Origin of the sequence: Bacillus sp. S10(2024), from assembly GCF_050473865.1 — a bacterium.
GTDB lineage: Bacteria > Bacillota > Bacilli > Bacillales > Bacillaceae_G > Bacillus_A.
Genome location: NZ_JBFLUR010000002.1, coordinates 930,989 through 957,362, shown reverse-complemented (window position 1 = coordinate 957,362; position 26,374 = coordinate 930,989). Strand labels below are relative to the sequence as shown.

Below are 26,374 nucleotides of genomic sequence, written 5' to 3'. Positions count from 1 at the left end.
TTCTTTACATTGAATTAGTAATTTAGTTACTCCCTAGCAATATATCACTTATTTCCGTCACATCTGATACGATTGCAATTGGAATATGTGCGGTGGCTTTGGAAATACCCTTTTTGTTTATCCAAATAGCGTCCATTCCAGCATCTATTGGTCCAACTACGTCATGAATCCATGAATCACCAATAAAAAGAGTCTCCTCTGGTTTTTTGCCAAAGCGTTCCAATGCCATCGAATAGATTTTTGAATCTGGCTTTCTATAACCTAATTGTTCTGCGTGGAATATTGTGTCGCTACTAAATACCTTCGACAATCCCATTTGGATAATTTTTAATTGAGGGTCATATAATCCATTGCTGACTATTCCAAGGTTATAATGTGTTTTTAACTCATTTAATAAACTTGTAATTGAATTATTTATATCAATGCAAGACATACTAGTTTTAAGAAACAGTGCATCAATCTCATCAATAACTTCTACATCAGGTATTACATTAAAATGAGCAAAAGCGTGCTTCCACCTAGCTCTTCTAAATTCAACTGGGGTTAGTTCTCGATTTTTAAAACGTTCCAATAAAGACGTAGGAATATGCAACTTTTTTTCAAGGAATATAGATGCATCAATGTTTTTGGTAATAGGATGCATTTCAAGAGTCTTAACTAATCCAACTTTAAACCAAGTGGAATCAAGAAGCGTGTCATCCAAATCGAATAAGAGTAAACTATACTTATTCAATCCTCTCCCCCCTTATATCAGGTTATTTCCTACAGCGATAATATTCCAATTCAGGAAAAATCTCTTATACTTTCCTTCTATTATACTACACATACTAATCTCAAAAGCATAAAAAAACACCTCCAAATAAAGGAGGTGTCATTTAACAAATACGCGGAAACATAGTGCCCGATAATCGATTCAGCATTCGTTTAGAGCCAATGGGAGTTTCCAAAAGTAACTGTCCTTTTCCTTTGCTTGTAATGCTGCCAATGATGGTAGCATCTTTTCCTTCGGGGCGGGATTTTAATATATCGATTACTTTTTCTTTCTGGCTGTCTGCAACGATAAAAATGGCTTTCCCTTCATTTGCAAGATAAAGAGGATCGAAGCCTAGAATGTCACAGGCACCATGTACCTCTTGTTTAATTGGCAGCGAACGTTCATTAATTGTCATCGTAATTTGAAAATCTTCGGCAATTTCTACAAGTGTTGTAGCAAGACCACCTCTCGTTGGATCCCGCATAATGCGAACAGTCCCGCATTGCTGAAGTACGCTGTCAATCATGCCGTTTAGTGAAGCACAATCGCTTAAGGTAGGAGCTGTTATTCCTAAATCTCCTCTTGCTGTTAAGACTGCAATGCCGTGATCGCCAATCGTTCCTGAGATGATAATAGCATCACCTTCTTCAAAGGCAAGGCTGCAACCCTTATTTTGTTCATACACGCCAATCCCAGTGGTGTTAATATATACCCCGTCAGCACTTCCCTTTTCAACTACCTTCGTGTCACCAGCAACAATCGTAACACCCGTTTTTTTCGCTTCATTCGCCATATCGATTGCGATTTTCTTTAAATCAGCAATCGGAAAACCTTCTTCAATGACAAAGCCGCACGTTAAATAAAGCGGCTTTGCACCACTCACAGCTAAATCATTGATCGTACCAGCAACGGCTAATTTACCGATCGAACCACCTGGAAAAAAAATCGGTTTAATGACGAAGGAATCGGTTGTGACAGCAATGTTTCCGGTTGGAATATGCAAAGATGCCGCATCAAATAATGCTGCATCTTTCCCACCAAATGCAACTACAAATACATCACGAATGAGACGATGCGTTAATTCTCCTCCATCTCCATGCGCCAAATTGATGAACGTTTCCATTACAAACTCTCCCTCATATATTGATAATAGGCAGCGCAGCTACCTTCTGCCGATACCATGCATGGACCGATTGGATTTAATGGCTGACATGCTTTTCCAAACAAATGGCATTCACTCGGTGAAATCACACCTCTTATGACTTCCCCGCAACGACATTTTGTTTTCCGCGGTTCTCCTACTTCCACTTTAAACCGCTTTTTTGCATTATACAAATCATATTCTTTCTTTAAATCTAACCCGCTATTTGAAATAACACCTATGCCACGCCATACTTCATCACAAGTCGTTAAATATGTTTCCATCCATTGCTTAGCAACTTTATTTCCGCTGTTGCTTACAACCGATGAATAATTATTTTCAATAGCAGTCTTTTCTTGCAATGCTAAATCAATGAGTTTATAAATGGTAGAAAGCAATTCGGCTGTTTCAAATCCTGCGATAACACCAGACATATTATACTCTTCAACTAAATAGTTATAAGATGATTCCCCTAACACAATGGAAACATGTCCTGGAAGGATAAAACCATCGAGTTGTACATCCCCTACTTCTAGTAAATAGCGCAGGACAGGCTCCACCAATTTCGTCGTCATCCAAATAGAAAAATTTATAATCCCCTTCTTCTTTGCTTCCCCAACCATTAGTGTAAGAATCGGAATGGTTGTTTCAAACCCGACACCTAAAAAAATGACTTCTTTATCTGGATTTTCTTCTGCGATTGTAAGCGTATCAATCGGAGAATAGACTACCCGAATATCACTGCCAGCAATTTTTTTATCTAGCAGAGTTTTGTTCGACCCAGGAACGCGCATCATATCACCAAACGTGCAAATAATGCGGTTATCTCCATCGCTAAGCGCAATCATTGCATCAATAGACTTTTGATCCGTTACGCAGACCGGACATCCTGGACCAGATATTAAATTTACATCAGCCTTTAGGCATTGCTTTACTCCCGTTTTAGCAAGTGCCATCGTATGAGAACCGCATACTTCCATGAAAGCCGGCTTCCGTCCAAACTTCTTTTGAAATTCCTTCGCTTTTTCAAGAACTGCTTCCACAAGCGGCATACATATACCAGGATCATTCGACTGTTTCAGAATTTCGAGCATCGACCAACTTCCTCCATTCCAACACGCTATCTTTTGCATATTGTTCATCAACAATACTCATCGCTTGACCTGCATGAACAATCACAAATTCCCCTTCTTCTACTTCTGGAACGAAAATAATCCCAACGGTCGTTTGTGATCCCATCACATCAACTACCGCCGTATATTCCATTTTTTTCATAACCTTTGCCGGTACTCCTACACACATGACTGAGCCCTCCTTTTCGCCGCTGCAACTGCCAATTGACCATATGATAAAGCGCCATCATTGCACGGCACTTGTTCTGGTACATATACGATAAACTTTCGTTTCACTAATTCTTCTCGTAATCGTTTGCGTAAATAACGATTGTGTAAGCTACCACCGCTTAATACGACGTCTTTGCTTCGCTCAGGTTGTGTACTAGCAATCTTTTCTATGGCAGTAAGAATAGACTGGACAACCGTTTCATGAAAACGACCGCTAATACTTGCAGGCTCCTCACCAGCTAAAACGTCACGCACAATTTCTTTAATCATTTCCTTCATTTGAATTGTAACAAGCTCTTCTTCTATGTATTCATACGAATATGGCTCGTATACGCATGTTTCATCCACTAATTCCGAGAGCAATATTGCTGCCTCTCCGTCATAGCTCGCAATTTTCGTAATCCCGCACAGCGCGCTAACTGCATCAAACAAGCGACCGCATGTACCAGCTTGAATAATATTTATATGGTTTTCTATCATTTTCTTTAAAATATGAATTTCTTTCTCTTTATCTGGAAATAGAGCGTTTGCTAGGATTCCCCCTTCTTCTCCAAGCAAAGATAGCAGCATAGCGACCGCATTTCGCCATGGCTCACGAATACACACTTCCCCGCCAGGAAGAGGTGTATATTGCAAATGAGCAAGTCTTTCCGCACTGCTGGCATCTCCATAAAAAATTTCAAATCCCCAAATGTTTCCGTCAAGTCCGTATCCGGTTCCATCAAGGATAACTCCATAAGCTTTTCCTGTAAGATGGTGTTCCTCCATACATGCGGCCATATGGGCATGATGATGTTGCACTTCTAGCACTGTATGAAATCCTTCAATAAGCTGTCTCGTTGTGTAGTTTGGATGCGCATCTATAACTGCGATGTCCTGCTCTGTATCCATCCATTTCATTAAATGGTTATACTCCTGCAAGTAATGACTCATTGTTTCCACATTTTCCAAATCACCAATGTGCGGTCCAAGAAAAAATTGCTTATTTCTTCCAATTGTAAAAGTTGTTTTCTGTTGTCCGCCAAAGGCAACCATTCCAGATACATCATGACTTGCCGCAAAAGGATCAGGAACATATCCCCTAGCTCTTCGGAAAAAATCTAAGCGATTGTCGTTTACTTGCACAACCGAATCATCAACAGGGTGAAGGATGTCTCGATCATGAACAAGAAAATAATCAGCTATTCCGTTTAAGTAGGTCAGCGCTTCATTATCTTTATAGAGAATCGGCATCCCGGAAGGATTAGCACTCGTCATGACAAAGCAACCATTCTCATTATACTTAAAGAGCAAATGATGAAGCGGTGTATAGGGAAGCATCACACCAACTGTCGTCATATTTGGCGCTATATTTTCTGCAAGTTTACCTTCTTTTTTCTTTACAATTACAATAGGCGCTTCTGGACTTTTTAACAAATTTCTTTCTGCCTCATTCACATAAGCAAACGTATCAATTGCAAGAACAGAGACAGCCATAACTGCAAGCGGCCGTGCTGGACGTTCTTTTCGTTTTCGTAGCAGTGCCACAGCCTGTTCATTTGTTGCATCGCAGCAAAGATGATAGCCACCGAGTCCCTTTATCGCCACTATATGTCCCGCTTGTATTAACCGCACGGCTTGTTGAATCGGTTGCTTCGTTTCAAGCTTATGTCCATGCTGATCCAAAAGTGTAACTTTCGGACCACATGAAGGACAAGCGATAGGTTGAGCATGATGGCGCCGATTTGTTGGATCTTCATATTCTCTTTGGCAATCTGTGCACATCGCAAAGTTCTTCATCACCGTGTACGGCCGGTCATAGGGCAATTCTTCAATAATGGTATATCGCGGTCCACACTGCGTACAATTAATAAACGGATATTCATAACGGAAATTGTCCTTATCATTCATCTCTTGTAAACAATCATCACATACTGCAGAATCAATTGGAATGACAAGAGATGAAGCTCCCTGACGCTCGCTATCAATAATGATAAACTCGGCTCTATCGGTTGGCTCTGTATTTACTACAGTTATGTTATGAATACGCGAGAGACGGGGCGCTTTACTTTGCAGCTCTAACAAAAACTGCTGCACATCCGCCTTCTCTCCTTGTGCTGTAATTCTTACGCCGTCCATATTGTTTTGTACTTTTCCCGCTAGATGATATTCATGGGCAAGCTGGTATACAAATGGACGAAACCCAACTCCTTGTACCCTCCCGCGGATACTAACATTTACTGCGTACATTTTTTATACGCCTCTTGAATCCATTCATACCATTCTTCTAGTCCGATTTCTGATCTTGCTGAAAGAGGAATAAGCGTTGAATTTGGGTTAATCTCCATTAAATCCTTTTTCGCTTCCTCCACATTAAAATCAAGATAAGGGAGTAAATCAATTTTGTTAAGAAGAACTAGCTCCGTACGTATAAACATTTGCGGATATTTCGGAATCTTATCATTTCCTTCAGGAACACTAAGAACCGCAACTTTATGGTTCTGTCCTAAATCATATCCAGATGGGCAGACAAGGTTACCTACATTCTCAATAAATAATACATCAACCTCATCTAAATCCAGTTCGCCAAGGCTTGCTGCAACCATTCGGGCATCTAAATGGCAACCGCCATACGTGTTAATTTGGACAGCCTTTGCTCCCAGTGCACGGATACGATTAGCATCTCGCTCCGTTGCCAAGTCTCCTTCAATAACAGCAATACGATAAGATCCAGATAATGCCTTTACCGTTTCCTCTAACAATGTCGTTTTACCAGCTCCAGGAGAGCTCATTAAATTAATCACAAGTGTATTTGTTTTTTCAAAAAGATCGCGGTTAAATTCAGCCGCCTTATTATTGTTCGTTAATACATCTGTTCGTAACGTTATATTCATCAATCATCGTTCCCCTCATAAGATAAAATTTGAAATATTTCCCCCGCTAATATCTTGCCAGATGGAATGTTACAGTTCGGACACAATGCAATTTTCTGAGTAGGATGATATGTCAAGCCGCATATAACACATTCCGCCTTCGCTCCCTCTATATGAATAATTAATTGTGCAGCGGGGCTAAATAGATGCAGGTTTTGGTCACGAAAAATTTCGAAGGCCATTAGCAATGCATCTGGCATCGCATTGCTAATTTCCCCTACAATTAATTCAATTTTCTTTATTTGTACGATATTTCTTTTTGCTGCATCCTCTTGAACAAGCTGCAAAATATCTCCCATCAATGACATTTCATGCATCGCGATCACCTTTTACTGTTGTCTGTAAAACCGACAACATACATTTGGTCCTTCCTTTTTATCTGTAACCTTTGGACAGATAATTCTCCGCCCAGCGTTTTAAAATCGTAGTCCTTGTCACAAATCGGACAAGTCGCCCGATGATCATACATACGAACTTGAATGAGATTGGAGCAAATCGGACAAATACCGCTAATAGCATGAAGCTTTTCTTCATGCGAGAACACGATAATCGATTTGCCGGAAGCAAAGCGAACTTCCGGCCCAATAACCATTTCATCAACTTTCATCACAGGTACCCATGTAATTCCAAGTGCTCGATCTGCTGCCTCTTCCACTTTTTCTAAATCATCCTTTAAAAAAGGCTCATACACATATTTCATGGTTTGAAATATGCTTCCTGTCACCTCTTTTAAGAAATCGAGACGATTCATGATATATGTCTCCAACGATTTACTTGATTCATAACTGCTTCCGCTAGGTCCCCTAGTTTTTCCTGGTTCATTTCCGTTAGTTCTACACCAAGCTCTAATGAAGTAGGCTGCATGCCAAACATAATAATCTTTTTCGGATAGCGCTCTCTGAATTTCGCTGCAAATAACACTTCCTGGAAGCCCATTTGATGAACGGACATCTTTATACCAAAATAAGCAGGAATTTCATCCCCTTCTAATGAAAGAATAGTTCCGCCTTCTACACCTGCATTAATCGCATCAATAATAATAAGATTTTCCGCTTCCTCAACAGGACCTAGAAGCTTCATCCCATCCGTTAATCCCTCTATAATCTCAATTTGCTTATCATCCTTATACGCTTCTTCAAGCAGCGGCAATAAATGAATGCCAACACCCTCATCTGTAAAGAGGGTGTTGCCAATTCCAAGTATCGTGATTTTCACTTTCTTATTTTGATTTATCATTCTTATCACCAACTAATTTTTTTGGTTCGGTCTTGTAGCCTGTAAACATCGACGAAATAGTACCATTTCGCTCCATGTAGTCATCACGAATTGCCATATAGACATGAATAACTGTAAATAACATAAACGCCCATGCCACTAGGTGGTGCCAAGAACGAATCGTATAGCTATCTCCACCAAACAGTGTCGGAACCCATACAAATAGCTTAGCCCAGAATGATTCTGGCTGCGGCTCAAAATACATATAATAGCCTGTTAGCATCATTACCCAAGAACCAAGACCGATAAAAATCCAATAGCTAAGCTGTGCCAATGGATTGTGGCCAATGTAATGCGGCTTTTTATTTTTTAAGAATAAGTAAAATTTAATCGTTTCTAATACTTCTTTCCAAAACACCAAGCGAAATGGGTTTGATGTGGCAAATTTATTTCCTATAAACGCCCAGAACAATCGATAAAGAAGATTGATTGTGAAAAGAAATGCTGCAAAAAAGTGTATATATCTCGCCCATCCCATGAGATAGGAGTAATATGCTTCCTCTTGTACGCTTGAACTAATGAATGGTTTTCCTATATACATTCCCGTTATCATAAGCAAGATAATTGCCACTACGTTAATCCAATGAAACACTCGAACCGGTAATTGCCATACATAAACTTTGACGACATCTTTTGTTTTCTTATATTGAATTGGACGTTCTGGATGAAGCGTCACCTCGCTGTTTTTTTCTGTAACAATCGTATTGGTGTTATGTGTTGTTGGCATGAGGTCTGACATAATGTGTCCCCTCCTAACCTAATCGGATTTCAGTTGTTTTATTAGACTCTAAATCTGTTAAATGCACTGCACAAGCAAGACAAGGATCAAAGGAATGAATAATCCGTAAAATTTCTAATGGCTGTTCCTTATTCAGCATCGGTGTTCCCTTCAATGCCGCTTCGTAAGCTCCAAGATTATTGTTATGATCACGAGGCGATGCATTCCAAGTAGACGGAACAACAGCTTGATAGTTTTTTGTTTTTCCATTTTCAATATCAATCCAGTGCCCTAATGCTCCGCGCGGCGCCTCAACCCAACCAACTCCTTTTGTTTTCTTCGGCCAAGTGCTTGGCTCCCATTTTGTACGGTCAAATGTGACCTGGTTTCCATTCTTCACATTTTTAAGTAGTTCATCCATATCATGTCGAATCCAACTCGATAGAAGAATCGTCTCGAGCGCACGTGCCAATGTGCGACCAAGCGCTGATTTCATTGCAGTAATTGGAAGATCTAGCTTTTTCAGCGTGTCGTCCATCAAACTGATAATCTCTTTATCCCCTGCTGCATAACCAACCATCATCCGGGCGAGTGGACCTGTTTCCATCGGCTGATTCTTCCAGCGTGGTGTTTTCAGCCAACTATATTGCTTATTCGTATCCAAATTCTTATACGGCGCTTTCGGCCCTGTATAATGAAGGGATGTTTCTCCTTCAAACGGATGCTTTCCAATCCCACTGCCTTCCTTTCCATCATACGTATACCAAGAATGATCAATAAACTCTTTCACCTGTTCAGGATCTTTGAGATCTATATCATGTACTTCATTCATGTTTCCATTTAAAATAATTCCTCTTGGGAATCGGTATGATTTTGTATCATATATGCTGCGCGTAGAGAAATCACCATAACATAAATAGTTATCTAACCCACCGCCATATGTCCAATCTTTATAGTAAGAACCGATAGCAATTACATCAGGCACATACACTTGACTTACGAATTCACGAGCTTGATCAATGATTTGAGATACATGCATTAATCTTTCTGCATGAATACCATTGTCACTATTAATATCAAGTGGAGTTGCCATACCGCCTACTACATAATGAGGATGCGGATTTTTGCCTCCAAAAATCGTTTGTACTTTTACAACTTCTTTTTGCCAGTCAAGTGCTTCTAGATAGTGAGCAACTGCTAATAAGTTCACTTCTGGCGGAAGTTTATATGCATTATGTCCCCAATATCCATTCGCAAATATGCCAAGCTGTCCGCTATCTACAAGCTTCTTTATTTTGTTTTGCACATCTGCAAAATAGCCCGGGGAAGATTTTGGCCAACTTGAAATCGATTGTGCAATTCGTGATGTTTCAGAAGGATTTGCATGTAAAGCACTTATTACATCGACCCAGTCTAACGCATGCAAATGATAGAAGTGAACGACATGGTCATGAAAGAAGATTACCATATTCATAATGTCCCGTATTAAATGAGCATTTCTCGGAATTTTAATTTCTAATGCATCCTCAACAGCCCGAAGTGACGCAAGAGCATGAGTCGATGTACAAACACCACAAATACGTTGAATGTACGCCCATACGTCACGAGGGTCCCGGTCTCGAACAATTAACTCCAGTCCCCGAACCGCTGTCCCAGAACTAAATGCATCCTTAATCATCCCCCTATCATCGATATCTACCTCAACGCGAAGATGGCCTTCAATTCTCGTAACTGGATCTACTACTATACGCTCGCTCATTCGTCTTCCCCTCGTTTGTCATCGATTTTTTTCTTAATTACAGTTCCTGCTGCATGAACAGCAATACCCGCTGTCGTAACACCAACGGCTGCTAATCCAATCGTATCCGGATTAATTGTTGTTTGTGAGCCTGGAATTTTCGCTCTTCTTGTGTAGAAAGGACCATTATCCCAGAATCCCTTTTCTGAACAACCAATACAAGGATTTCCCGATTGAATCGGATAGCTAACCCCTCCATTCCAGCGCATTTCAGCACAGGAATTATATGTTGTTGGCCCTTTGCAGCCAACCTTATATAAGCAATACCCTTGCTTTGCTCCTTCATCATCGAAGGACTCTACAAACAAGCCTGCATCAAAATAGGCACGGCGGTTACATTTATCATGAATACGGTGACGATAAAATGCCTTCGGACGTCCCAGATGATCTAATTCCGGCAATTTTCCGAACGTTATTATGTGAGCTATCACACCAGTCATTACCTCTGCAATCGGCGGGCAACCTGGAACGAGAATAGTAGGTGTACTCGTTTGAAAGCTCGTAATTGGTTTTGCACCTGTTGGATTCGGATAAGCAGCAGGAATGCCACCCCATGCAGAACAAGACCCATAAGCAATGACCGCTTGTGCGTTCGAAGCCATTTCAATAAAAGTATCTTTTCCTGATTTTCCCCCAATGTTTAAGAAGCCCTCTTGGGGAATACTTCCTTCAACAGCAAGAACATACTTTCCTTTATATTTTTTCAACACCTGTTCCATCGCTTCTTCAATTTGAAATCCAGATGCAGCCGAAAGAACTTCTGTATATTCGAGTGAAATCATATCAAATAAAACGCTTTCAACTTTAGGTTGAGAAGAACGGATAAACGACTCCGAACAGCCTGTACAATCTTGAAATTGCAGCCATACTACAGGAACTCTTGTACTCGTCTCCATCGCCTTTACGACTTTATCCGTTTTTGAAAAATCGAGACCAACCGCCGCAGCCAATACCGTACACATTTTTAAAAAATCTCTTCGGGTAACCCCGTTATCCATCGCAGTTTCATAGATTGTTTTCTGCTTTTTCATTTGCTAGCCCCCTCCATTTTCCATGGAACAAGTAGGTAATACTCAAAAATTCAGAGTAAATGTAACATACTAATCAAATTTTCACCTTGATATAGAAAAATTGTTCAGAAAAAACTCTTGAATCACTTTTCATAACTATTTGATAGCGCCCCCTTGCTCATACACATTCCATTCTTTTTCTTCTTCCTGCTGACGCTTCAATTGCTTTCGAAAAACAAATTTAGATAGAAAGATACTAATTTCATATAATACTAATAAGGGAATCGTTACAATAAAATCGGACACGAAATCGGGCGGTGTAATGACAACAGCAATTACAACCAAAATAAAATATGCATACTTACGAATGGCTGATAATACGTAGGGATTTAAAATACCAAGTGAAGTTAAAAACATAACTACAACCGGAAGCTCGAATAAAACCCCAAACGGCAACGTCACATTCATCATAAATTGAAAATATTTCTCCGCTGTAAATTGAGCAACAAACATGTCCTGACCCAAATGAAGCAAAAACGAAAGAATCATAGGAAAAATAACAAAATAGCCAAACGCAAGCCCAATGATAAATAAGAAAAAGAGTGCTGGTACATACGTAAGCGTAACCTTTCTCTCTTTCGGACGCAGCGCTGGACGTACAAACAACCATATTTGCATCGCAATTACAGGGATTGTTCCTGCAATTGCAACCACCGTCGCAAGCATAAAATATACCCATAATATATCACTTGGTCCGAGTACCGATAGTTTCATATCTATACCCTTTGCAAACCATTTATAAATATCAGTGGTAAACATAAACCCAACGATAAAAAAGACAACAAATGCAACAGCTGAAATAATAATCCGTTTGCGCAATTCCTCTAAATGGTCCACAATCTGCAATTCTTTATCTATCATCCTCTTCCCCTACCCATTCACAATGGTAACGGCTACCGCTTTACAAAAAAACGACTCGTATAAAAAATACGAAATCGCTTTCATAACAAGTAAAACCGCGAACATTCCAAATTCTTTCTACTACACCTTACTTTGTTTCAACTTTTTGCTCTTCATTTTTCTCGATCTTCACTTCACTTACCACATCATCCCTTAACTCAGCTGTAGATTTCTTAAATTCTTTTAACGTTTGACCAAACGCACGACCAATTTCGGGGAGCTTCTTAGGGCCAAATATTATAAGTGCAAGAGTTAAAATTAAAATTAAACCAGGAATGCCAATATTAGAAAACATGCGTATTCACCCCTTCACTTCTGATGTGTTTTGCTAAATTGATTATAGTATTATTTTGGAAAACATTGTCCCAAATAGTGGAAAGTTCACAAGAAGTTCGAATATGAACGAAATGTGTCTGTTTTGTTGTTCGTGTAATAAAATTCTTTTAATATTGATTTGCACATCAACAAGTTAAAGGCAACAACATCGCACTTATCTATAGAATTTTTTTCTTAAATTAACTCACCTGCTCGTTTAAGAAGAATTTATGAATTTTTCCACTTTTATAAAAGTAATTAATTTTTCTCTGTTATAATTTACCTTTGAAATAACATTCCTGCATTGGGTTGAATGTTACTTCTTTTTTACTAACATTTATAACGTGTTTCTAAACTTTCCATCCAGCATTAACGTGCAGTAATACTCCCACCTCAAAATTTAGCAAAAGCAAAAAAGTTAGGCGGTAAATAAACTGCCCGTAAAAACCCGATTGGTCGGGCTAATACTCAGTGGGGGATGAAAAACTCCCCACTGAGTAAAGTTTCACTTTATCTCACAAGTTATATTATTAGAGGAGGTATTTGAATGGAGATTGGTTTTCTATCCATTCTGGCTTTAGGATTTGTACTTGGAATCAAGCATGCAATTGAGCCGGATCATGTAATCGCTGTTTCTACTATTGCTAGTCAGAGTAAAAAATTATCTCGTTCCACTTTAGCGGGAGTATTCTGGGGAATAGGTCATACTGCTACGTTATTTATCATTGGAATTATTCTTATTTTTATGAAAGGTGAAATACCAGAAAAGTGGGCGATGTCATTAGAATTTCTAGTAGGTATTATGCTCGTTTATCTTGGTGTGACTACCGTCTTTTCTTTAAAAAATATTCATGTACATCAGCATGAACATGATGGGGAAGAACATAAGCATATCCACTCTCATATACATAGCGGTAAACATGAGCATCAACACCAACATAAAAATGTTTCATATTTAAAATCCATGTTCATCGGCTTAGTGCACGGACTTGCTGGAAGTGGAGCAATGGTTCTATTAACTATGAGTACGGTGAAGAATGTTTGGGAAGCGGCTATTTATATTCTTATATTTGGTGTAGGAACTGTTATTGGGATGCTTTTCTTTACAACAATTATTGGGATTCCATTTGTTTTTAGTGCCAAAAAAATAAGTCTGAATAAAACACTCACCCAAATAACCGGGAGCATCAGTATAATATTTGGAATATATTACATGTACAACATAGGAGTGACAGAAGGGCTGTTTAAACTTTGGATCCAATAATAATTCTTTAAAAGTATAAAAAGAGATGGTTTCCCATCTCTTTTTATACTTTTAATTCGTTGTTTTTCTAACCCTATCCGCCATAACTGACAACAAAAACTTCGGCAGTACAAGCTGCCGTTTGATTCTCTTCGGCTGTGTTACCAATCTATATAACCATTCTGTTCCTGTATCTCTCATAACCTTTGGGGCTCTTTTCACATTACCTGATATGATGTCGATCATTCCGCCAATACCAATGGACAAAGGAACATTTAGTTCTTGTAGATTATCATAGATAAACATCTCTTGCTTAGGAGAACCAAGGCCTACAAGCAGCAAATGTGGTTGAAACTGTTTAATATGATTTTTAACTTCTCCGATTTGTTCCTTACCTATAAAACCGTGTTGCCCTTGAAAAATGGCATGTGGATAGTTTATTTTTAAATTTTTAATTGCTTTTTCATTATTTTCTGGAGCAGCTCCAAAAAGAAACACGCGATAGCTGTTTTGATTACAATATTCTATTAAGTCATACGTTAAATCTGCACCTGTAACCCGCTCTTTCAACTGCCCATTTAAAATTTTAGAGCCTATTACAACACCGATTCCATCAGCTGTGATTAAATCCGCAGATAACAAAATGTTTTTGAAGTGTACAGATTCGGCTGATGTCTCTTTCGCAGACATCACAATTTCAGGATTAGCAGTAACAATAAATCTTGGTTTCCCGTTCTTTTCTGATACCCAATCTTTTAGTACATTTACTACCTGCTTATACTCCAAACTACAAAATGGTATTCCTTTTATGTATTGTTGTTTCATTTTCTAAATCTAATTCCCTTCATATGTTTCTATTATTATGTAAATTTTCACTTCAAACTACCATCACAGTACTTATGATAGCTAATATGTATCATATTTTAAAACACCTATCCATACATTCACCAGTCGCTTACATCCTTTTTAAAAGTAAAAGTTAAAAGTTAAAATTACGAATAAGGAATTGAAGCTCTTGTTTTAATTCCTTTTTTTCACATTTCTCTTTAGTCTGTAAGGAAATTTTGTCTGCTTCCATTAAGAAATATTTCAGTTGCAAGTAACTGCTTAATGGAAATTCGTGTTCGGCCCATAAATTTTGATAACCCACAATTCCATATCTAAGTAATATTTTATCCGCTTCTTTTATAACCATTTTAACAAAGTCAAGAAAATTACAAGTGGCGTCTACAATGGTCACGCCTTCCTTCCCCTTAATATAGTCTAGTGTGTCATTATATTCTGTTATAGTTAAGAATAGTTCCTTGCTGTCTTGAAGCTCGAGTCTCCAACCTAATCCATGGGGCTCTTCCTCCCATAAAAAAGTTACAACTCGTTCTTCACCATTTGATAAGTCGGTTAAACCACCTAATAAACCTCCAAATGCATCAGTTATGTAACTGGGACTAAATACAATTTTTTGGGAGTTTAGTTCAATAAATCCGTTCGCCCAACCGGTACCAATTAACTCATATTTAAATTGCATATATACCCCCAACATTATTAATCTTAAAATATGGCTCTCGTTCTTCACATAAGTATGATTATTAATATTTCTTAATTTATATAAATATATCTTGAAAATTAGAAGCAAAGCCTCCTACTTGACATCTGTAATTTCCCCATAATTAACAGCTACATTTACAACGATTTCTGAAGGCTCATGGACTTATTTTTAAGATTTTGCTCTAACTAAAATTCAGAAAAATACATTATAATATATATATTCTATACAATAGAGGTGGTTATATGCAATTGTACTTTGAAGAATAGGGAAAAGGAGACCCTGTTATTTTTTTGCATCCTGGTCTAGAAACCGGGGCGTCAAGCTTCCAACATCAAATTGATTATTTTAGTAACCATTTTCGTGTTATTGTTCCCGATCTAAGAGGACACGGTCATTCGTACGCTGAAGATTTCACTAATTATTTTTCAACAAGCCGCACTAGATATACTAGAATTAACCGAGCAGCTCCACTTAGAAACATACCAAATTGTTGGTACCTCCTTAGGTGCTCTTATTACCGCTCATATTTTACAACTTCCACAACAAAAAGTATCTTCCTGTACGCTTGCTGGTATTATGTTAGAAAAACCTGAAAACTGGGAGGTATTAAACGAAGAAAACGCACATCGTTTACAATTGTTAATGAAGGACCAAAATTCCATACACTATTTTAATAAACTTCATATGAAAAATGATTGGAAAACACTCCTTGAAATTAGTTTTCAAAGTAACTGGTATCCTTTTGAGCAAATTCAGCAATTACAAGAGATAGAAATACCTACTCTATTAATCGCTGGAGCAAACGCTGAACTTGATACGAAATATTTATTTTCACATTTCAACAATTCTACTTTTATTGAAAAAGCTGTCGTTCCTAAAGCTGGCCATTTAGTTCATCACGATGCTCCTAATCTCTTTAATATTATCGTCGAAGATTTTATACACAGGAGCGTTCATGAATAATAGAAAAAGCATGGTTAGAAATACCATGCTTTTTCTAGGCCGCAATTTGCATAAATCGTTGTCAGAAATTCATCACCCTTTATCTATTCCATGTGCTCCTCATTCAATCGAACAACCTCAAGCGAGTTATCCAACTCCTGCAACCTTTTCACTAAACTTTCCACCCCAAATATTTCGGTAAACGTATGACTACCCACGATAAGATTAATCCTTTTAAACTGCGCATATTGAACTGTATATAACGTCTTTTCTCCCGTAATGTATGTATCGCAGCCACTATCCAGCGCTGCTTGAATATGATCAGTTGAATGACCTGCTCCTGTTATAATACCAACTCGTTTTACTTCTTTATCATTATTTTTCCACGCCTTCACCTTTTCACCTAGTTTATTCTCTACTCTTTCTACAAGCTCTGCAAACGGAATTGGATTTGTATATTCACCAACGCCAGGTAATTCTTCATCGTCACAAGAAGAATACGTTATCATTTCATCAATTTCGATTGTATGAAATAACGAAGTACATGTTCCGAATTCAACAAAATCTAACGGTGAATGCACCCAAAAGTGATTGATGTTATATTCTTTCAGTTTTGTTAGACAAGCTTCTTCCATTCCGTATAGAAACTCCCATGCATCATGATGCGTTATCATCATATCTACATTCTCTTTCTTTGCTTCTTCAATCGTTTCAAGTGTTAAATTAGTAGCATAACCAATCTTATGAAAATGTTCATGGCTTACGTTTGTCATCCCAAACTGATCACCGTACTTACGTAAATGTTCTCGAAATAATTCTTCAATGTGCTGGTTAAATTGTTGTATCTGCATGCTTTTCTCCACCCTTTTACTTTTACTATATTTTAAACATATACAAATTCTTCACTGATCTAAAAAAACCTTCATTAAACCTTAAGTATTATGTATTATTTTTAAATTATTCGAAAATTATTGAAAATAAAATTCCAAAAATATAGAATAAAATAAAAAGGGGGCTAAACAATGAAAGTAATGAACTTAAATGCAACAAGAGAAACGTATTCTGTTCAAATTAAACATTCGATTTTATTCGAAATGGGATTAGGTATTGCGGCTTTTACGTATTATGATTTTCATCATACCTTTGAAAAGCCAATCGAGTATTGGGCGGACATTCGGAAAAAATTACCTGCGGCTGTACGCGAAGAACTACAGTATACACACAAGCACAATACGTGGTTTGCTTTGCTGCAATTACTTCACTCACGTATTTTTGATTCTCTTGAAAGTTTCTTTCATTTTCTTGATGAATTAACTGAAGAGGAATTACGTTGGTACTCTCTTCCTTATATCGGATTACAGCATGAAGATCATCGGCAAAAAGCATCCCAGCAAGACAGTGCAGCTATTGCTTCCCTTATAAAAGCTTGCCAACATCATAAATTCTTTCCAGCATACATGAAACATATTTCATCTATCGATACTTCCTTGCTTAAACAACATTTAAAAATTATCTCTGAAGGTTGGTATGAAACTGTGATACAACCTAATTACATCGAGTTTACCAGTATGCTTGAACGTGATGCCCAGCAAAAACGTGCGCTTCAATCAACGTATCATCCAGAAGAGCTTGTTAAATATATAGCAGGCAGTATGTATCAACCTGAGCCTTCTATTCATCAAGTTATACTTATCCCGCAATATGTGTATCGGCCTTGGAATGTAGAAACAACTTTACCAGGGATGAAAGTATTTTATTATCCAATCTCAGACAATAATGTGAGTTTAATCGAAGATCCTTATTCTCCACCTTCTACATTAGTTCATAGTTTTAAGGCACTTGGAGATGAAACGCGATTAAAAATTATAAAGTTGCTAACAGAAAGAGATCACTCACTTCAAGAGCTAACCGAGCAGCTTAAAATTCCAAAAACGACTCTTCATCATCATTTGTCTTTACTTCGAGCAGCTCGCATCATTAATGGCAAAGGTTCTCGGTATTATATACAGCTTGATCATTTAACTTCTCTCCAAGAAAAATTACAGCGTTTTCTAGAAAAGAGGTGAAAAAATGAAGGAAAATCAACATGTATTTACCAATCGTTCTTTTTTATGTTTATGGCTCGGAGAAACCATTTCTGAACTAGGAGGAGCGATAGGCGCTCTATGTAATTCGTTATTATTGTATGAATTGACCGGGTCAAAGTCCGCTATGGGAACGCTATGGCTAACGTATTTTATCCCGTCTTTAATTCTTCAGCTGTTTATCGGCCCGTTCATTGACAGGATAAGTCGTAAATATATTATGCTGTGGGCTCAAATTTTAAGAGGAATGGTGTTTTTTATACCCGTTCTTCTTATGTTTTCAGGTCAGATTGAGATATGGAGTTTGTTCATTATTCAAATCGTACTTGGAATTCTGCAACCTCTATATGTTCCTGCTGCGTCAGCCCTGCTTCCTACAATGGTCGAACATAATAAACTGACACAAGCAAATGCTTGGCTCGACGGTACAGTCCGAACAATGAGCTTCTTAGCTCCTACACTAGGAGGGCTCATCATTGCTTACATAGGAGCTTCATCTACTTATATAATGGTAGGAGTTTTATTTCTTATAAGTGCGAGTAGCCTTGCTTATCTTCATGAGCCTTCCGTTACACACGATAGTAAAAAGGTGACTTGGTTAAAACAAATCATTTCTGGATATCAATATTTTTTCAAGCAACGTACGCTTATATGGCTTGGCTTCTTTACTTCTTTAGTTCAATTTAGCGTTGGGGTAACCATGGTAATCAACGTTCCATATATAATAGAAGAATTAAGCGGAACATCTTTTTCATATGGTATTTTTATGGGGAGTTTTCCTTTCGGTTATGTAATTGGTTCTTTTCTAGTCGGAAAATGGGGAAATACATGGCCGCAAAGATATGTTATGCTTCCTGGTCTACTTATGGGCGGGTTATCCTTTTTCTTACTTGGTTTTGTAACCTCCTTTCCTCTTGCTGTTTTATGCGAAATTCTTGGAGGTATTTGTTTCCCGTTTTTCAATATTTATCAAACGAGTCTTCTTCAAAAAATCGTTCCTTCTCATCTTATGGGACAAATATTTTCTGTTCGACTCTTCTTGATCCGAGCAACTATGCCTTTAGGTATTTTATTTGCAGGGCAAATTGTCGAAATATCAGGTATCCGTTTTTTGTATATCATGATTGGTAGCTTTATTATGATTCCTGCTTTATTTGGTATGTTACTTCCCTTCTTTTCCTTTTTAGATGAGGAGAATGATAGCGTTACTAACACGTAGTTTTCTTTATGTTATCCAAAAGATAGTATAATTTTATTAGGAAATATATTTACACTAAGGGGGATTTTTACCAATGAATAATTTAAAAATGACTTTGCTAGAACATGAAGTTCCATTTGATATTATTCATCATGAAAAACAAATACGTACCGCCCAAGAAGGTGCAGATTATTTCGGAATTGAGATTGGTCAAACGGCTGCAACATTAGTGATCAAGTCAGAAAAAGATTATTTTGCGGTTATTGTTTCTGGAGCTCGCGGACGTGTAAATTTACAAGAAGTATCGGGAATTTTAAGATGTAATCAATTGAAAATGGCGACTCCACAAGAAATTAAGCAAATAACTGGATACAATGTTGGCAGCGTATCTTTAGTTCTTCCATTACCTTGTATCTTAGATAGAGGACTTATGTGCTATCCATTTATTTACGGAGGTACAGGCGAACCAACATCAACGTTGAAGATTGGCCCAAATGCGTTAGAAAACATAAATCAAGTTACTGCTTTTCTTGATTAAGGTAGTGACTATAGAAGTTCATCTTTTTTCAACGCTGTTCCCCGACTATCTAGTATAGTAACAAGTGAATTATAATTGATGTTCAAAAAGCTTTTGAAGATGAGTTTGCCACCGTTTTAACGACTGAAGAATTGCTTAAAAAGTTGATGTTAGTTGAAACAATACAGTCGTAAGGTGCTTGTTTTAACTGTATATGATAAACACAGTTAGGAGTACCGTCTTACGCCTATCAAACTTAAGTGAAATTGTATCTATAAAACGAAAAAACGTTATTCTTTTTGGAGAAATACACAAAAAAGATAACGTTTTTGATATGAATTTATTGATTTCTGATAAACTAGAATTGTTTTCTAAAAACAACTAAACATTATCTGCACTTAAGAATAATACCATATCGCTTTATCAAAAGATTTTCTAGCATTACCAGATACAATCGCCCACTGATAAAAGTATTATCTTATTTACTTTGCGGTTTGCAGTAAGAACCCTGTCACTAGGCCCATTAGTTAATTAAACATCAGAATAATTATTTCTATTCTCAATTGTATAGCTTTTAGGGTTTACCTTAAAATCAATTATAATAGAAGAAACTAGGGTAAGAGTACATATACCTAACAAAACCATTAAACTTCTATATCCTATTTGATCTAGTAAAAATCCAATTAACACCAAGCATAGTTGCATAATGGTACGATCTAACATTGTTTTAAATGAAAAAAATCTTCCATGAATACTTGAAGGAACTTTTTGTTGTGCATATGTGTATAAAAGAGGATTAAACATACCATATGCCAAACCAAATATACTAAAAGAGAAAATAGTTAGATAAAAGTTTGTCAATGATAATAAAATTTGAGCTATACCCATCAAACAGCAAGTAAATAAAAGGATACGCACTTGTTTTTGATATCGTTTTATTACTTTTTTGATAAATAATCCTGCAATTAATATACTTGCCCCTTCCATAAAATAGAGTATACCCATGATTGAACCCGGTTGTCCCTTTCCAATCTCAATAACAAATAAATTAAAGCCTGAAATAAAGATTAGAGGGATAATGGATAACGTAAGAACTACTTTAATAGAATGATTCTTTATAATAACAGGGAAAATATCCTTAAAATTAGTCTTAAATTTTTTAGGATTCAATCGTACATCGTTTGGAATAACTAATAAAAAATTGATAAAATATAAGGTTACATAAGCAATAAGAGCAATAATAAATAATGTATATAGAGGAGCGACTGTTAATAAAAGACCAGCTAATACAGCTCCAAAAATTCTTGATAAAGTGATAATATTTATATTGATAGCATTAACCGTAATTAAGTCATCTTCTTTAACTAAAGTTGGCAATATTGTTTGTATAGTGGGATTAAAAAAAGAAGCCGAGCAGCCAATTCCTATACTATAAATAACCATCCAATAAATTGATCCCGTATATATGGCAACTAACATTGATAAAACAGATGCAATTCTCATCAATCCGACTAATTGTAATACTTTTAATTTAGAAGTAGAATCTATATAACGTCCTGCATAAGGGCCTATTATAACCCCAAGGACACCACCAATAACAAGAAAAAAAGCCTGAAGAACATGAGATTTTATATGTATTTGTAAAAATTGTAAATTACCAATTGTACCGAACCATATCCCTAATTGAAAGACTAGTTGACTTCCTAATACAATGCATAAATTTTTATTATGTATGATGGCTTTAAAGGATTTCATCTCAAATCCTCTCCTCTAAATCTAAAATTTCTCCATGTTTTTTAGCTTCATCACTAATATGTCCTATTCCAGAAAGTCCACAAACAATTTCTTTTTCTTTATCTATACATAACCTTTCTTCTACATTAAATTAGAAATTTACCACAATGTATATTTTTCCACAAAAGATGTTTTTTGTAAAAAATATAGTTAGAAAATAATATCTATTCGTAATTTTAAAACCACTAAACCCAACTAGGTTACGAGAAAAGAAGAGTTAGAGATTGTTTTTTGTGCCTAGTCTATTGAGGAGCACATATTATTTCAGGAAAATTGCACGTTTAGACACATTTTGAGCATAAATTAACTGACTTCCTGTAAGTGGACAGCAACAATTCAAAGAATAACCTGCAACACCTGAAATTTTTAACGTTTTAGGGGGGAGTTTGTTTTGTTAGCCCAGTACCAGCGTTCTTGTAACTCGGGACAAAGTAGCAAATAATTATAAAAAATTCGTGACTTGATGGCATGTATCGATGCCTCTCCCCCTAAATTATTTGTGATTAAAGATTAGCAGTGTAATTTTGTGTTTTCATCTTACATAAGTTCAACAAAAAAGAGCCTAATCAACAGGCTTTTCCTTATATATTTTCATTCATATTCCATAACCCAATATCTTTCCCCAGGTTCTCCCTCTTCAACAACCTTCTTCCAACCTTTACTTTCATAGAATTTCATTGCTTTTTCATTTTCAGATATGCACTTCAATCTTATCGGTTTATTCATTTTTTCTATAGAAGCATTAAGTAACTCTCCACCAACACCCTTACCGAAAAAATCAGGATGAACAAATAAATTATGTACAAAGTTTTCTGGCAAGTACAAAGAAGCAAATCCAAGGATATGATTATTTTCTTCTACTAAAATAATATATTCTTCTACAGTGTCCTTATCAAAATCTTCTAGAGTCATTTTTTCTATATTCGCCCAATGGAAACTATTACGACGTGATTCTAAATATATTTTTCTTAAAGAAGGATAATCTAATTCATTCGCTACTCTAATATTCAACTTGTCACTCCCACTTTCTTTTATATCATGAATTTAATTTTTGATTTTATGCAGTTCCTTTAAAACAAAATTTTCTCGATGTATCCACCAATTTTGTTCACATTGGTTAATGATATTTTCATTTTGATTAATTGCCTCATCAAGCCTTACCCATTGTGGTGTATATTCTTGTTCAAGCTCATAGCCTTCTAACTTTTGAGCGCTTTTCTCACCATTCACTTCACAAAAATAATAATGGGAAGTCATTTGAAAGATAGCTTTCTCATCATATTTATCTATATACCTTTCAACGACCACACCCATTTTCTTTCCGATTACACAGTTAAGATAACCCGTCTCTTCAGCTACCTCTCTCATTAACCCTTCTGCATGGCTTTCATCCTTCTCAACCCCGCCTCCAGGAAATATATAATCTCCTAAGTTAGAATGAACGAGAAGGATCTTATTGTCTTGAATAATAATTGCTCTGACAGCTTCTCTGTAGTTGATCTTAACTTTATTTTCATCAATAATTTCTGTAATTCCTAATAGTGCATTCAATATTTAAATCTCTCCATTCATTAATAATCTCTTTATTCATTTCAAGTAAAATAAAAAATACATTAATTTTTATAGATTGTTTTAAACATTACTGTTAATATTTACATAAATAAAAAAAGAATTATCTCATAAATAAGATTTCCCTATATTCAAGCTAAGTCCTTCATATATTATTTAAACACCTTAGCAATTTCATCCCTGTTGTAATCTAAAATCTACTCATTATATTTATTATAAATTTCTCTTATTGTTTCAGGTGATGTAGCTAACAAATCACACCCCTGTCATCATAAATATAGTCCACACCTAATTCAAAACGGATACCAATCTCCCAACTATCAAACAAAGGTGGTCTAAGTTCTAAATTAGGAAATGTTTTGTGCATAAAATTATTTAATAACATCTCCGCCCCCATGGCTTTTTGAATCAATTTTATAAAATTACTTATAATAAAAAACTAAACATCCATTCTTGCTAAACATTTTTATAAAGTAACTTCAAACTCGTTCACATACACCGCACTTCCCGAAATCTTAACCTCTAAAGTATCATTCTGTTCTTTTCTCACCATTACTCGCACTCTTCCATCTTTCCCCATTTCATGCCCCTGCTCTATTAAAAATTCTCTTTTTTCGTTAGATTCTTTATCAATAAACATAACGTAATATGCACCCATAACTCCAGAAGCTGTTCCAGTTACTGGGTCTTCTATTGTACCAGCATATGCTGATGAAAAATGACGTGCATGCATATGAGCATTTGAGTCGTATGTTTCGAAACAGAAAGGGTGAATGGAAGCTCGAGGCATTTCTTTTAAGATAGATGGAAATAACCTGTTGTTTGGTTTCATCTTTTTAAAAGACGCAAGCTTTTTCACTGGAATTAATAAAGTCCAATTCCCTGTACTTCCATATACAATTGATAAGTTTTCTTCTAATTCATTTTTATGTAGGTTGATAGAAGCAGCTAACTCTTCTATTGAACCATCAAATCCTTGAAACTGTGGATTTGCTTGTTTCATCGTTATGTATGGTCTACTGTTGGAATCTAACTCCACTTCTATTGGTAAAACCCCTGCTTTCGTTTCGATTGTAAAGTCTCCCGCCTCTTTAATTAGACCTCTAGTTTGCATTGCATAAATGGCAGCTATAGTCCCGTGACCACAAAGATCCATTTCATATCCTGGAGTAAAGTAACGGATTCTCCAATCTGCTACGCTTGATTCCATTACAAAAGCAGTTTCATTAAATCCGACTTTATAAGCTATACTCTGCATCTCATCATCAGGTAACTTGTCAGCCTGTAAAACAACCCCTGCCGGATTTCCCTTATTTGGTTTATCGCTAAATGCGTCATAATGATAAACTATTACTGTATCCACTAGATTCATCCCTTCATCACATATGATTCAAAAATTCTATTACTTCAAACTTCCCATATATACTAATCCATTAGAGCGATTTCTATTCATCGTCACATATTCTACTCTTTCATATTCTAACTGTTGAAAATTGCTTGTCCATTCTTTTACTCGTTCCTCATTATGATGCCGCAACATAGCTCCATCAGGTAACTCAAATACACCGTATGTATGATACTTTTCATAATATTTGGTATACCAATCTATATTTCTGTCATCATCATTTAGTAAGAAATCATTAATATAAACAATTCCTTCAGGCTTTAATACTCTTTTCACCTCTTGTAAAATAGCCTCCTGCTCTTGATTACGATAGACACAAGTTAATACCGCAACTAACAGTACCGCATCGAAAGAATGATCTGGAAAAGGAATCTTTCCACTCTCAACAACCTCAAAATGGATGTCTTTATTAAGTAACTTCGCTCGCTTAATCATTTCCTCTGAAAAATCTACACCGTACAAATTCATAAATTGATTTTGTTTTAGCTCAAGTAACGTTCTTCCATATCCACATCCATAATCCAATATCGAAGCTTCTGTTTTCTAATGTAAAACCAAGGTATCGCAAAATCTTTAAAAGCCCCCTCGCACAATCAGTGTTATCGGTAGTTAGGAAGGAATATCACTTATAAAAAACATTTTCACTTTCTATGTTAATTGAATGTCATATTTATCTAATAAATCTTTGAAAGTGGGTCTTTCATTTCCATCTCGTCCAATAACATGTGTGGCAGTCACTAATGAGTTCAAAACAGCCTCTTCAGTAGCCTCACCAATAGCTCGAAATGCTAAATCTATATCTTCTTCGTGAATCATTGGAACCGAAATGTAATGTGCAGTTTTTTCATGGGGGATTTTTGTAGCTGTTGAAAAACCAATTACCACCTCACCACTTCCAGTTGTAATGATAGAACCAGTACGTGATAAGCCTGTTATAGTTCTTTTTATAATTCGATTTAGCTGTCTTTCTGATACGGGAAGATCTGTTCCCACAATTATGATAATTGATCCCTTATCTTGTTCTTCACGCGATTGAATGATAGCATCTCTCAATTCTTCTCCAACAGCTTTTCCATTCACTTTTAAATCACTCAAGATTCCAAAGTTAGATAATACTAAAATACCCATAGTATAAGTTCCATGTTCCATTCTCATGCGTCTAGAAGCAGTACCTATGCCACCTTTTAATGAATAACACAGCATTCCAGTACCTGCTCCAACAGTACCTTCTTGAACTTCGAATGAGGCATTGTTTAATGCTTGAATCACATGTTCTTTATTTATAAATCTAGCTCGAACATCGTTCAATAGCATGTCGTTGCATTCACATACGATTGGATTAACAGTTCCAGTCGTTCGTCCTATTTCTGGATTATGTTCTAACATATATTCAATTAATGCATCGGCAGCTGTTCCGATACTTAATGTATTCGTTAAAATTATGGGAGATTCTAATGTACCTAGTTCATTGATTTGTATGGTTCCCATAGTCTTGCCAAACCCATTAATTACATGGCTTGAGGCAATTAGTTTTTCCTTAAATATATTGCCTTGATGAGGAAGAATAGCTGTGACACCCGTTTGTATATCCTTATCACTAAGAGTTACATGCCCAACAGTAACTCCTTCAACATCTGTAATAGAGTTATAGTAGCCTGTTTCTAAGCGTCCTATTTTCACACCATAATCTCTTATTCTTTTTTGACTAAACATTAATAACCTCCATCTTTCTAAACAAGTGTTACACATCTGAATATCCAAGCTTCTGTTAGGATTATATGCCCAATGTAGCATGTCAGAATTATGTCGCTATATAAAAACCTCAAATTAAACAAAAGAGTTTGCTGTTT

General features: G+C 36.5%; 29 protein-coding genes and 1 pseudogene. 6 read left to right on the top strand and 24 right to left on the bottom strand.

Annotation, left to right across the window (positions count from 1 at the left end; translation table 11 throughout):
* Positions 1 to 22: 22 nt before the first annotated feature.
* From AB1280_RS04940 to AB1280_RS04875, 14 genes are all read right to left on the bottom strand, one after another.
* A complete protein-coding gene (locus tag AB1280_RS04940; protein ID WP_429755058.1) occupies positions 23 to 733 on the bottom strand; it encodes an HAD family hydrolase in 711 nt (236 codons plus the stop codon).
* Between the two features lie 142 nt (positions 734 to 875).
* A complete protein-coding gene (gene hypE / locus AB1280_RS04935; protein WP_429755057.1) occupies positions 876 to 1,877 on the bottom strand; it encodes a hydrogenase expression/formation protein HypE in 1,002 nt (333 codons plus the stop codon).
* Positions 1,877 to 2,989, bottom strand: coding sequence for a hydrogenase formation protein HypD (gene hypD / locus AB1280_RS04930; RefSeq protein ID WP_429755056.1), 1,113 nt, complete (start codon positions 2,987 to 2,989; stop codon positions 1,877 to 1,879). Before hypD ends, hypE begins: the two co-directional genes overlap by 1 nt.
* Entirely contained in the window at positions 2,961 to 3,197 is a 237-nt protein-coding gene (locus tag AB1280_RS04925; RefSeq protein WP_242224590.1) for a HypC/HybG/HupF family hydrogenase formation chaperone, read from the bottom strand. Before AB1280_RS04925 ends, hypD begins: the two co-directional genes overlap by 29 nt.
* A complete protein-coding gene (gene hypF, locus AB1280_RS04920; protein WP_429755055.1) occupies positions 3,188 to 5,467 on the bottom strand; it encodes a carbamoyltransferase HypF in 2,280 nt (759 codons plus the stop codon). Before hypF ends, AB1280_RS04925 begins: the two co-directional genes overlap by 10 nt.
* A complete protein-coding gene (hypB, locus tag AB1280_RS04915) occupies positions 5,455 to 6,111 on the bottom strand; it encodes a hydrogenase nickel incorporation protein HypB (protein ID WP_429755054.1) in 657 nt (218 codons plus the stop codon). Before hypB ends, hypF begins: the two co-directional genes overlap by 13 nt.
* On the bottom strand, positions 6,111 to 6,467 hold the full coding sequence (locus AB1280_RS04910) for a hydrogenase maturation nickel metallochaperone HypA (RefSeq protein WP_429755053.1): 357 nt from the start codon (positions 6,465 to 6,467) through the stop codon (positions 6,111 to 6,113). The genes hypB and AB1280_RS04910 overlap by 1 nt, the downstream gene beginning before the upstream one ends.
* A 5-nt stretch (positions 6,468 to 6,472) precedes the next feature.
* Positions 6,473 to 6,901 (bottom strand): hypothetical protein, encoded by a 429-nt coding sequence (locus tag AB1280_RS04905; protein WP_272187505.1) that lies wholly within the window; start codon positions 6,899 to 6,901, stop codon positions 6,473 to 6,475.
* On the bottom strand, positions 6,898 to 7,386 hold the full coding sequence (locus tag AB1280_RS04900; protein ID WP_429755052.1) for a HyaD/HybD family hydrogenase maturation endopeptidase: 489 nt from the start codon (positions 7,384 to 7,386) through the stop codon (positions 6,898 to 6,900). The genes AB1280_RS04905 and AB1280_RS04900 overlap by 4 nt, the downstream gene beginning before the upstream one ends.
* Positions 7,370 to 8,164 (bottom strand): Ni/Fe-hydrogenase, b-type cytochrome subunit, encoded by a 795-nt coding sequence (gene cybH / locus AB1280_RS04895; RefSeq protein WP_429755051.1) that lies wholly within the window; start codon positions 8,162 to 8,164, stop codon positions 7,370 to 7,372. Before cybH ends, AB1280_RS04900 begins: the two co-directional genes overlap by 17 nt.
* 13 nt (positions 8,165 to 8,177) lie before the next feature.
* Entirely contained in the window at positions 8,178 to 9,902 is a 1,725-nt protein-coding gene (locus AB1280_RS04890; protein WP_429755050.1) for a nickel-dependent hydrogenase large subunit, read from the bottom strand.
* Complete coding sequence (locus AB1280_RS04885; RefSeq protein WP_429755049.1) at positions 9,899 to 10,972, bottom strand: hydrogenase small subunit; 1,074 nt, start codon at positions 10,970 to 10,972, stop codon at positions 9,899 to 9,901. Before AB1280_RS04885 ends, AB1280_RS04890 begins: the two co-directional genes overlap by 4 nt.
* Positions 10,973 to 11,107: 135 nt before the next feature.
* Positions 11,108 to 11,872, bottom strand: coding sequence for a twin-arginine translocase subunit TatC (gene tatC / locus AB1280_RS04880; RefSeq protein WP_272187500.1), 765 nt, complete (start codon positions 11,870 to 11,872; stop codon positions 11,108 to 11,110).
* Positions 11,873 to 11,999: 127 nt separating this feature from the next.
* On the bottom strand, positions 12,000 to 12,206 hold the full coding sequence (locus AB1280_RS04875; RefSeq protein WP_272187499.1) for a twin-arginine translocase TatA/TatE family subunit: 207 nt from the start codon (positions 12,204 to 12,206) through the stop codon (positions 12,000 to 12,002).
* Positions 12,207 to 12,773: 567 nt separating this feature from the next.
* Here AB1280_RS04875 and AB1280_RS04870 point away from each other — a divergent pair.
* The gene (locus AB1280_RS04870) at positions 12,774 to 13,490 is read left to right on the top strand and encodes a sulfite exporter TauE/SafE family protein (RefSeq protein WP_429755048.1); all 717 of its coding nucleotides are present in this window, start codon (positions 12,774 to 12,776) and stop codon (positions 13,488 to 13,490) included.
* A 51-nt stretch (positions 13,491 to 13,541) separates the two neighbouring features.
* On the opposite strand, the gene AB1280_RS04865 is transcribed toward AB1280_RS04870, so the two are convergent.
* Positions 13,542 to 14,294, bottom strand: coding sequence for a WecB/TagA/CpsF family glycosyltransferase (locus AB1280_RS04865; RefSeq protein ID WP_429755047.1), 753 nt, complete (start codon positions 14,292 to 14,294; stop codon positions 13,542 to 13,544).
* A gap of 154 nt (positions 14,295 to 14,448) precedes the next feature.
* On the bottom strand, positions 14,449 to 14,994 hold the full coding sequence (locus AB1280_RS04860) for a hypothetical protein (protein WP_272187496.1): 546 nt from the start codon (positions 14,992 to 14,994) through the stop codon (positions 14,449 to 14,451).
* Between the two features lie 311 nt (positions 14,995 to 15,305).
* Between AB1280_RS04860 and AB1280_RS04855 the strand changes: the two genes are divergently transcribed.
* A complete protein-coding gene (locus AB1280_RS04855) occupies positions 15,306 to 15,608 on the top strand; it encodes an alpha/beta fold hydrolase (protein ID WP_429755046.1) in 303 nt (100 codons plus the stop codon).
* Complete coding sequence (locus tag AB1280_RS04850) at positions 15,592 to 15,978, top strand: alpha/beta fold hydrolase (RefSeq protein WP_429755045.1); 387 nt, start codon at positions 15,592 to 15,594, stop codon at positions 15,976 to 15,978. The genes AB1280_RS04855 and AB1280_RS04850 overlap by 17 nt, the downstream gene beginning before the upstream one ends.
* Positions 15,979 to 16,061: 83 nt before the next feature.
* Here the strand turns inward: AB1280_RS04850 and AB1280_RS04845 are convergent, their stop codons facing one another.
* Positions 16,062 to 16,808 carry a Nif3-like dinuclear metal center hexameric protein gene (locus tag AB1280_RS04845; protein WP_429755044.1) on the bottom strand — a complete coding sequence of 249 codons (747 nt, stop codon included), beginning with the start codon at positions 16,806 to 16,808 and terminating at the stop codon, positions 16,062 to 16,064.
* Positions 16,809 to 16,979: 171 nt separating this feature from the next.
* Here AB1280_RS04845 and AB1280_RS04840 point away from each other — a divergent pair, with 171 nt between their 5' ends.
* The 3 genes from AB1280_RS04840 to AB1280_RS04830 all read left to right on the top strand — a co-directional run bounded on the left by AB1280_RS04840 (position 16,980) and on the right by AB1280_RS04830 (position 19,777).
* The gene (locus tag AB1280_RS04840; RefSeq protein WP_429755043.1) at positions 16,980 to 18,023 is read left to right on the top strand and encodes an ArsR/SmtB family transcription factor; all 1,044 of its coding nucleotides are present in this window, start codon (positions 16,980 to 16,982) and stop codon (positions 18,021 to 18,023) included.
* 4 nt (positions 18,024 to 18,027) lie between these two features.
* Positions 18,028 to 19,260 (top strand): MFS transporter, encoded by a 1,233-nt coding sequence (locus tag AB1280_RS04835; protein WP_429755042.1) that lies wholly within the window; start codon positions 18,028 to 18,030, stop codon positions 19,258 to 19,260.
* A gap of 73 nt (positions 19,261 to 19,333) precedes the next feature.
* Positions 19,334 to 19,777, top strand: a complete 444-nt coding sequence (locus AB1280_RS04830) for an aminoacyl-tRNA deacylase (protein ID WP_429755041.1) — start codon at positions 19,334 to 19,336, stop codon at positions 19,775 to 19,777.
* Between the two features lie 510 nt (positions 19,778 to 20,287).
* On the opposite strand, the gene AB1280_RS04825 is transcribed toward AB1280_RS04830, so the two are convergent.
* The 7 genes and pseudogenes from AB1280_RS04825 to AB1280_RS04795 form a co-directional block, all read right to left on the bottom strand.
* Positions 20,288 to 21,511, bottom strand: coding sequence for an MFS transporter (locus tag AB1280_RS04825; RefSeq protein ID WP_272187491.1), 1,224 nt, complete (start codon positions 21,509 to 21,511; stop codon positions 20,288 to 20,290).
* Positions 21,512 to 22,141: 630 nt separating this feature from the next.
* Positions 22,142 to 22,561, bottom strand: coding sequence for an N-acetyltransferase family protein (locus AB1280_RS04820; RefSeq protein ID WP_429755040.1), 420 nt, complete (start codon positions 22,559 to 22,561; stop codon positions 22,142 to 22,144).
* A 33-nt stretch (positions 22,562 to 22,594) separates the two neighbouring features.
* Positions 22,595 to 23,101, bottom strand: a complete 507-nt coding sequence (locus AB1280_RS04815) for an NUDIX hydrolase (protein WP_429755039.1) — start codon at positions 23,099 to 23,101, stop codon at positions 22,595 to 22,597.
* A gap of 295 nt (positions 23,102 to 23,396) precedes the next feature.
* Positions 23,397 to 23,486: pseudogene (locus tag AB1280_RS04810) on the bottom strand (DUF3885 domain-containing protein); the annotation flags it as partial.
* A 99-nt stretch (positions 23,487 to 23,585) separates the two neighbouring features.
* Positions 23,586 to 24,482 carry a PhzF family phenazine biosynthesis protein gene (locus tag AB1280_RS04805; protein ID WP_429755038.1) on the bottom strand — a complete coding sequence of 299 codons (897 nt, stop codon included), beginning with the start codon at positions 24,480 to 24,482 and terminating at the stop codon, positions 23,586 to 23,588.
* 39 nt (positions 24,483 to 24,521) lie between these two features.
* Positions 24,522 to 25,052, bottom strand: coding sequence for a class I SAM-dependent methyltransferase (locus tag AB1280_RS04800; protein ID WP_429757277.1), 531 nt, complete (start codon positions 25,050 to 25,052; stop codon positions 24,522 to 24,524).
* Positions 25,053 to 25,172: 120 nt separating this feature from the next.
* On the bottom strand, positions 25,173 to 26,237 hold the full coding sequence (locus AB1280_RS04795; protein WP_429755037.1) for a P1 family peptidase: 1,065 nt from the start codon (positions 26,235 to 26,237) through the stop codon (positions 25,173 to 25,175).
* Positions 26,238 to 26,374: the final 137 nt, after the last annotated feature.

What these genes read in the sequence shown, in the direction of transcription:
- hypE (WP_429755057.1), bottom strand. Translation starts at nt 1,877, where the DNA reads ATGGAAACGTTCATCAATTTGGCGCATGGAGATGGAGGAGAATTAACG.
- AB1280_RS04925 (WP_242224590.1), bottom strand. Translation starts at nt 3,197, where the DNA reads ATGTGTGTAGGAGTACCGGCAAAGGTTATGAAAAAAATGGAATATACG.
- AB1280_RS04835 (WP_429755042.1), top strand. Translation starts at nt 18,028, where the DNA reads ATGAAGGAAAATCAACATGTATTTACCAATCGTTCTTTTTTATGTTTA.
- AB1280_RS04795 (WP_429755037.1), bottom strand. Translation starts at nt 26,237, where the DNA reads ATGTTTAGTCAAAAAAGAATAAGAGATTATGGTGTGAAAATAGGACGC.
- AB1280_RS04865 (WP_429755047.1), bottom strand. Translation starts at nt 14,294, where the DNA reads ATGAAACAACAATACATAAAAGGAATACCATTTTGTAGTTTGGAGTAT.
- AB1280_RS04910 (WP_429755053.1), bottom strand. Translation starts at nt 6,467, where the DNA reads ATGCATGAAATGTCATTGATGGGAGATATTTTGCAGCTTGTTCAAGAG.
- AB1280_RS04890 (WP_429755050.1), bottom strand. Translation starts at nt 9,902, where the DNA reads ATGAGCGAGCGTATAGTAGTAGATCCAGTTACGAGAATTGAAGGCCAT.
- AB1280_RS04830 (WP_429755041.1), top strand. Translation starts at nt 19,334, where the DNA reads ATGAATAATTTAAAAATGACTTTGCTAGAACATGAAGTTCCATTTGAT.
- AB1280_RS04900 (WP_429755052.1), bottom strand. Translation starts at nt 7,386, where the DNA reads ATGATAAATCAAAATAAGAAAGTGAAAATCACGATACTTGGAATTGGC.
- AB1280_RS04850 (WP_429755045.1), top strand. Translation starts at nt 15,592, where the DNA reads ATGTTAGAAAAACCTGAAAACTGGGAGGTATTAAACGAAGAAAACGCA.
- AB1280_RS04860 (WP_272187496.1), bottom strand. Translation starts at nt 14,994, where the DNA reads ATGCAATTTAAATATGAGTTAATTGGTACCGGTTGGGCGAACGGATTT.
- hypD (WP_429755056.1), bottom strand. Translation starts at nt 2,989, where the DNA reads ATGCTCGAAATTCTGAAACAGTCGAATGATCCTGGTATATGTATGCCG.
- AB1280_RS04870 (WP_429755048.1), top strand. Translation starts at nt 12,774, where the DNA reads ATGGAGATTGGTTTTCTATCCATTCTGGCTTTAGGATTTGTACTTGGA.
- hypF (WP_429755055.1), bottom strand. Translation starts at nt 5,467, where the DNA reads ATGTACGCAGTAAATGTTAGTATCCGCGGGAGGGTACAAGGAGTTGGG.
- AB1280_RS04875 (WP_272187499.1), bottom strand. Translation starts at nt 12,206, where the DNA reads ATGTTTTCTAATATTGGCATTCCTGGTTTAATTTTAATTTTAACTCTT.
- AB1280_RS04840 (WP_429755043.1), top strand. Translation starts at nt 16,980, where the DNA reads ATGAAAGTAATGAACTTAAATGCAACAAGAGAAACGTATTCTGTTCAA.
- AB1280_RS04885 (WP_429755049.1), bottom strand. Translation starts at nt 10,972, where the DNA reads ATGAAAAAGCAGAAAACAATCTATGAAACTGCGATGGATAACGGGGTT.
- hypB (WP_429755054.1), bottom strand. Translation starts at nt 6,111, where the DNA reads ATGAATATAACGTTACGAACAGATGTATTAACGAACAATAATAAGGCG.
- tatC (WP_272187500.1), bottom strand. Translation starts at nt 11,872, where the DNA reads ATGATAGATAAAGAATTGCAGATTGTGGACCATTTAGAGGAATTGCGC.
- cybH (WP_429755051.1), bottom strand. Translation starts at nt 8,164, where the DNA reads ATGTCAGACCTCATGCCAACAACACATAACACCAATACGATTGTTACA.
- AB1280_RS04905 (WP_272187505.1), bottom strand. Translation starts at nt 6,901, where the DNA reads ATGAATCGTCTCGATTTCTTAAAAGAGGTGACAGGAAGCATATTTCAA.
- AB1280_RS04825 (WP_272187491.1), bottom strand. Translation starts at nt 21,511, where the DNA reads ATGAAATCCTTTAAAGCCATCATACATAATAAAAATTTATGCATTGTA.
- AB1280_RS04845 (WP_429755044.1), bottom strand. Translation starts at nt 16,808, where the DNA reads ATGCAGATACAACAATTTAACCAGCACATTGAAGAATTATTTCGAGAA.